Annotated in this window: 2 protein-coding genes and 1 tRNA gene; 1 reads left to right on the top strand and 2 read right to left on the bottom strand. The window is 61.9% G+C overall.

The window, feature by feature from the left end; all coding sequences use genetic code 11:
- Window positions 1–9: 9 nt before the first annotated feature.
- A tRNA-Tyr gene (locus AB5Y67_RS09520) sits at window positions 10–94 on the top strand.
- Between the two features lie 176 nt (window positions 95–270).
- On the opposite strand, the gene AB5Y67_RS09515 is transcribed toward AB5Y67_RS09520, so the two are convergent.
- Together AB5Y67_RS09515 and AB5Y67_RS09510 are read right to left on the bottom strand one after the other, a co-directional pair.
- Window positions 271–4,071 carry a translocation/assembly module TamB domain-containing protein gene (locus AB5Y67_RS09515; RefSeq protein ID WP_199428389.1) on the bottom strand — a complete coding sequence of 1,267 codons (3,801 nt, stop codon included), beginning with the start codon at window positions 4,069–4,071 and terminating at the stop codon, window positions 271–273.
- Window positions 4,072–4,132: 61 nt separating this feature from the next.
- Complete coding sequence (locus AB5Y67_RS09510; protein ID WP_005334265.1) at window positions 4,133–5,908, bottom strand: autotransporter assembly complex family protein; 1,776 nt, start codon at window positions 5,906–5,908, stop codon at window positions 4,133–4,135.
- Window positions 5,909–6,000: the final 92 nt, after the last annotated feature.

Raw genomic sequence — 6,000 nt, 5'->3', positions numbered from 1 at the left:
ATACCCCGTGGAGGGGTTCCCGAGCGGCCAAAGGGATCAGACTGTAAATCTGACGGCTCTGCCTTCGAAGGTTCGAATCCTTCTCCCTCCACCATCATTCAGAAAGCCCGGCCTAGCGCCGGGTTTTCGCATTTTTGGCCCATCGCAATCCATTCTCCCTCTGCACTGCCAACCTTTATCACGGCTTGCCCGCGGTCGATTGCGCAATAAAAAACGGGAGGCCTGCGCCTCCCGTTTACTCTCATCTCTGCCTTGTTACAGAGTGACGCGTTACAGGGTAAAGCGATAGAAGATATCGACTGCTTGAGCCACCCCGCTCATCGCCTGCAGATAGAGCCGTGGCAATACCTCGTAGCGCAGCTTGAATTCGGCGATGGGGCTGAAAACCCCAACCCCGTACTGGAACTGCAAACCCGGCAGCAGATAGGCAGACAGCGTCACCTGGGTGTTGTCACCACTGCCCGCGGTATCGAGGGAGACATCGCTCATCCCGAGCGACTCGCCGATGCTCGACACCACGCCGTTGGCCTGACTCACCGCACCGGCCACCAGCAGACCGTTGAAACCGCCATCCTCACCGCCAGTCTGCAACCCTTTGCCGCGCAGCAGATAGGAGAGCTGTTCCGACTGCGCCATCTGCGGCTCGGAGTAGACAGTGATCTCCGGCTTGCTGGCAGGGCCAGTCACCCGCACCCCGACCGTCACCTGACCCTCGATGGTATCGGGATCCCGGTTGGCCTCGATGTTGAGGAAGGGCCGATCCAGCGGACCGGAGAAGAGGATACGCCCCTCCTTGATGATGAGGTTCTGACCGTAAGCCTTGAAGCGGCCGTTGGTCAGCACCAGCTGGCCGTTACCTGCCAGCGGCTTCTCGGGATCCTGACGGATATTGAGGCCGCCCGAAACATCGGTCTTCAGCCCCATGGCATCAAGCTTCACATCGTTGCCAAGGCGGATCGCCACCTTCATCGCCAGCGGCAGGCTGGCCTGCTTGGGAGCCGGGGGCAGATCGTCATAGACCACAGTCACATCGTCGGAGACCGCCACCGCCGAATCCGGCAGGCTCTTGACCAGAATACGTGCCCAGGGAATATCCACCTGACCGGTAATCCGGGTCTCCTCCCCCAGCGACACCGCGATATCGGGCGAGACTCTGACCCGGCCCATGCCCGGATATTGCGCCTCCAGATCCTTGCCCTGAATGGTGAGGCTGCCGCTGACCGGCATCTTGGCCCAGCTGAGCCAGCCGCCCAACGCCAGCGGCCCCTTGCCCACTAGCATGGAGCCATCGAGCTCGGCGCGGTTGCCCTCGATCTTGAGGCGGGTCACCAGCTTGGTCAGGGTCACCATATCGGAGTGGGTCTGCACTTCACCGTCACGCAGGTTGAGCTGACCAAACAGCAGGGGCGCCGCAAGCGTGCCGTCGAAACGGGCATCGGCGGAGATGATCCCTTGCAGGGAGCGCACCTCAGGGATGAGCGGCGCGAAGGTATTGAGCTTGAGATCGTCAAACTTGAGCTGACCGCCGAGCAGACCGCGACCGGCAGGCTCCTTGATCAGCAGATCGGTATCGATATTGCCGATCTGCTTGGAGGCAAAATCGAGGCGAATGGCCGCCTGCTGCCGCTCGAAATCCAGGGCCAGAGCCAGCTGCTGATAGTCGGTCTTGAGGCCATCTGCCACAAAAGTGCCCGGCGTGGTGCGCACCACCGCATGCAGGGTCGGCTGATTGCCACGCCAGCTGGCACGCCCATCGGCCGAGAGCATCGCCTGCCAGCGGAAGTTGTCCGGCAACCAGGGGCGCAGCCGCTTGAGATCAAACTCGCTCAGGGCAAACTCCAGGGTACCCTGGGCAGCGGAGACCTGACTCCCCTTGACGCAGAGGCTGGCCCCTTGGGAGCCGAGGCAGAGATCCCCCATCGCCAGCCGCTGACGCGGCAGATCGAGATCCAGCGCCCAGGGGGAGCTCAAGTCCCAACGGCGCAGCGGGGTTTTCAGCCGCAACTCGGAGAGCGCCCCGCGCCAGTGATCCCCGCGCACGCCGCCACCCAGTTTGAGGTTGGCCGCAACAGGGTCACCCTTCATGGTCAGGGTCAACAGATGCTGACTGATATCGCCGCTGAGGTTCAGGGCCAGCTGGCTGAGCTTGGTTTCGCCCTGTTTCAACTGCGCCACCAACAACGCGAGCTCACCGGCCGGTTTGGCGCCGATCACCGCATTGCCCTTGAGGCTAATACCCTTCAGGTCGGTGCCGGCATAGTAGAGCCGCTCGGAGGCGAGATCCGCATCGATTTTTGGCGTCTGCTGATTGCCACTGACCTTCACCTGCCCCTTGATATCCCCTTTCAGGCCGGGATAGATGCCCCCCAGCTGGGGAGCCTGCAGGTTGGCATCGAGCTTCCACTGGGCGCTGCTGATACTGCCCTTGGCCTGCAACTGGTTGGGGCCACTTTGCAGCGAGATCGCCGGGATCTGCCACTCCATCTTGTCGTTGCCGCTGAGCTCCCCCTTGAGGGCCAGCGGGTACTGGTTGAGTTTGCCATCCACCTTGAGCTTGGGCAGTTTCAGCTCCCAGTGACCCGCCTCGTTCATCACGAAACGGCTCTCCAGCTCACCGGCCAGCGTCCCTTTCAGCTCGGGCAGCAGCTCGGCCGGATTGATCCCCTTGAACAGGGTGGTCCCCTGCCACTCGATCCCCTTGTTCCAGGCGAGCTTGCCATCAAGCTTCAGCTCACCCTTGAGGGCATTGAGCTGCAAGGCGATCTTGCTGAGCCGCTCCAGATCCCCCTTGCCGTCCAGCGCAAGCTTGAAGGGGGGGACATCGGTCCCCTTGCCGGAGGTATTGAGGGCAAACTGGTAGCCGGAGAGCTTGCCCTTGGCAGTCAGGCTCCCCTTGTCCAGCCGATAGCTCGGCTCATCTTTGGCTGGCTTGTGAAGAGGCCAACCGAGGCTCTTCCAGTCGAGGGCCAGATCAAAGGGCAGATCCGGGTCGAGGGCGGCCAGCGAGCCCTTGAGATTGGCTGCAATCGGTCCCTTTGCCGACAACGCCAACCCCAGCTTGCCGACCGAACCGCTCAGCGCCAGCGTGGCCTGCTCCCCTTGCAGCTCGCCATCCAGCAGTCCCTTGCGGGCCTTGGCATCCAGGGTCACCGCCAGCGGGTAGTCATCACTGAGCTGGATGTGTCCTTTGAGCGCCAGATCGGCCATGGCGTGGCGCAGCGAGAGCTCGCGCACCTCGATGCGATCGTCGGCAGCAGTGGCCGACAGCAGCAGCTTGTCGAGCCCTTCAATCAGCTCGCCCTGCTTATATTGCACCCGGGTCGCGCTGACCCCTTCCAGCTGGATGGGGAAAGGAAGGTGAATGGCGGGCAGGAGAATGGGGGCTGCCTTTGCCGTATTTGCAGCTGGCGCCCCTTTGCCCTGTTTGGGGGTCTTGGCGCTGGCCTTGTCGTTGCGCGCCACCGCAGCACCGGCTTGCTTCTCGTTAGCGGCCGGCTGCTTGGCAGATTTGGCTGCGCTGGCGGGTGCCGCATCATCCAGCGTCACCTTCAGGTTATCGAGCACCGGGCCGCGTACAATCAGCCCCTTGCGATTGAGGGTGGCGCCGATATCGAGGGACCCCAGGGTCACAGCCACACCGGGCACCGCCAGATCGAGATCGGCTACCTTGAGGCTGTCGACCTGAATTTTGAGTGGCAGCGGGCGCCAGACAAAGGGTTCGGAAGGCTCTTCCGGTGCAGGCTCCGAGTCAGCCACCTTCACCACCGGATGAGTCACTTCAAGCGATTTGATCCAGAGTTTGCCCTGCAGCAACTTGCCGAGATCCCAGTCGAGCACGGCGCGATCCACAGTGACATCCACCAGCTCATCCTGCCAACCCGCCCCTTCCAGAGTCCAGCCATAGCCAAGCTGACCGGCCACCAGCTCCCCCTTAAGAGAAGGAAGCGCTCCCTTGGCCTGTTGCCACAACCACTTGTTGCCCTGATGGGTAAAGCCCAGCAGGCTGACGCCGATGAGCAGCAGGAACACCAGCCCCATCAGCCAGAGAAAAATACGTTTTAGCCAGATCACAATGCAGACCCCCGCGCAAGATACAGCCGCAGCGGCCAAAGAAAAAAGCGTTTAGACAACATCATAATTCAGGCCCCAATGCGAAATGCAGCCGCAAGGGCTTGTCCTCCTCCGATACCCCGACCGCCAGATCCAGCCTGACCTGACCGATGGGGGTGACCCAGCGCACACCGACGCCAGTACCTATTTTCCAGGGTTCGCTGTAATCGGTGGTGGAGGTGCCGCCATCCACAAACATGGCCCCCAGCCACTTCTCGCTGAAGCGGTAGTTGTATTCCAGACTGGCCACGCTGGTGTAGCGGCCACCGGTCAGCTTGCCATCCGGCCCGGTGGGGGAGATGCTCTCGTAACCAAAGCCGCGCACCGTCTGATCGCCACCGGTAAAGAAGCGCAAGGACGGCGGCACCAGCGAGAAGCTGTCACCTATGATGGCCCCCTGCTCTGCCCGCATCAGGAATCTGTGGTTATCACCAAGAGTTCGCAGCCACTTGCTGCGCCCCCACACCCGCATAAAGCTGATGTCGGAGCCCCATCTGGGGTCGGAGAACTCCAGCGTCAGCTGCTGGCGATCCCCCCAATCGGGCACCAGAGTGCCGCGCACCCGCAGTCGGGACCAGGAGACCCCGGGGATCAGCAGCAAGCTGTTCCCCTCGTCGGCACCCTGGGTATAGATCTCGTTCTCCAGCCGGATAAAGACGTCCCGATCCCAGCTCTCCGGCCGTCGCGTCCAGCGGTGTACACCGATAGTGGTGAGATCGGAGCGGGTATCGTTGTTGTCCTTGTACTGGTAGCCGGTCTGGATGGAGTAGTAGTCCCGCAGCGGGTTACCCACCGGGATCTGGTAGTCGAAGCTGAGCTCGGCCTCCGGCGCCGACACCTTGGCGGTGGCAAACAGACGGTGGCCGTAGCGGTTGACCCAGGGCTTCTCCCAGGTGGCACTCATCCGCGGCCCTACGTCGGTGGCGTAACCGATACCGGTCTCGATTTCGTGATCGACCCGGTTATCCAGCGTCACCGCGATGGGCACCCGATAGTTGCTCGCCTCGCTCAATACCGGCTTGATATCGACCTGACGGAACAGCTTGGTGGAGGAGACATCCTGCGACATCTCGGCCAGACGGATGGCGAGATAGGGGTCGCCGCTCTTGATGTTGATAAGCGGGCGAATGAGGTGAAGCGCTTCGGGGGTGGCATCGTAGCGGATCTCGCCAAAACGGTAGCGATGGCCCGATTCGAACAGAATAAAGATCTCTGCCGTCCCCTTGTCCGGGAACACCTTGACCTGACTCTTGCTCAGCTTGGCATCAAAGTAACCGCGGGCCAGCCCGAGGCTGCCGAGATCCGCCTTGATGGATTCATATTTGGCGTGGTTGAGGGGCTCCCCCTCTTTGAGGGGCAACTTGTCCAGCAGGGCGCTGTAAAGCTCGTCGCTGCCCGCATCCCCCTCCAGCAGAATATCGAGGCGGGAGACGATGACCGGCTCCCCCTTGTCCACCTCAATCACCACTTTGGACGGAGTCTTCTTGTCGCGGCTCAGGGTGATTTTCGGCTGGTAGTAGCCATAAACCTGCAGCGCCTTTTGCACGCTCTCGGTGATTTTGGCGCGGGCCGGACGGTATTGCCGCTCCTGATAGACCGGCAGGGCATTGAGGTAGGCTTCGACGTTATCCTTGTTCTCCCCTTTCAACCCCTTGACCTGATAGGTGAGCTTGGCGGCAAACGCGGGCGAAGCCAGCAGCGACAGCAACAGGCCCACCCCCAGTACCCGCAGGCCGCGGCGAAACGCAGGGCCGGACAGTGAACGCCCTGCCAGCAGGGATGAAATGCATCCTGTCAAAGGTCAATATTCCTGAATCTGTGGTGAAGGAAACCAGCGCCCTTTCGGGCCAACCCCGAATGCGGCGCAGCACGCCATGCCGTGCATGGCCG

It is taken from the genome of Aeromonas sp. s12, from assembly GCF_040907925.1.
GTDB classification, from domain to species: Bacteria; Pseudomonadota; Gammaproteobacteria; order Enterobacterales; family Aeromonadaceae; genus Aeromonas; species Aeromonas veronii.
Note: the sequence above shows the minus strand (reverse complement) of the source record. Positions and strands in the feature narration are given on the sequence as shown.